The 600-nt window shown below is 57.0% G+C and carries 1 protein-coding gene; it reads left to right on the forward strand.

Annotated features, from left to right (window positions below; genetic code table 11):
* Nucleotides 1-71 precede the first annotated feature (71 nt).
* Nucleotides 72-470 (forward strand): DNA-packaging protein FI, encoded by a 399-nt coding sequence (locus H8K55_RS21285; protein ID WP_000158919.1) that lies wholly within the window; start codon nt 72-74, stop codon nt 468-470.
* The last annotated feature ends 130 nt before the right edge of the window (nt 471-600 follow it).

The raw sequence follows: 600 nt of genomic DNA on the forward strand, positions 1-600 counted from the left end.
GATGAGTTCGTGTCCGTACAACTGGCGTAATCATGGCCCTTCGGGGCCATTGTTTCTCTGTGGAGGAGTCCATGACGAAAGATGAACTGATTGCCCGTCTCCGCTCGCTGGGTGAACAACTGAACCGTGATGTCAGCCTGACGGGGACGAAAGAAGAACTGGCGCTCCGTGTGGCAGAGCTGAAAGAGGAGCTTGATGACACGGATGAAACTGCCGGTCAGGACACCCCTCTCAGCCGGGAAAATGTGCTGACCGGACATGAAAATGAGGTGGGATCAGCGCAGCCGGATACCGTGATTCTGGATACGTCTGAACTGGTCACGGTCGTGGCACTGGTGAAGCTGCATACTGATGCACTTCACGCCACGCGGGATGAACCTGTGGCATTTGTGCTGCCGGGAACGGCGTTTCGTGTCTCTGCCGGTGTGGCAGCCGAAATGACAGAGCGCGGCCTGGCCAGAATGCAATAACGGGAGGCGCTGTGGCTGATTTCGATAACCTGTTCGATGCTGCCATTGCCCGCGCCGATGAAACGATACGCGGGTACATGGGAACGTCAGCCACCATTACATCCGGTGAGCAGTCAGGTGCGGTGATACG

It is taken from the genome of Affinundibacterium flavidum, assembly GCF_014284175.1.
GTDB classification, from domain to species: domain Bacteria; phylum Pseudomonadota; class Gammaproteobacteria; order Burkholderiales; family Burkholderiaceae_D; genus Undibacterium; species Undibacterium flavidum.

What these genes read in the sequence shown, in the direction of transcription:
- H8K55_RS21285 (WP_000158919.1), top strand. Translation starts at nt 72, where the DNA reads ATGACGAAAGATGAACTGATTGCCCGTCTCCGCTCGCTGGGTGAACAA.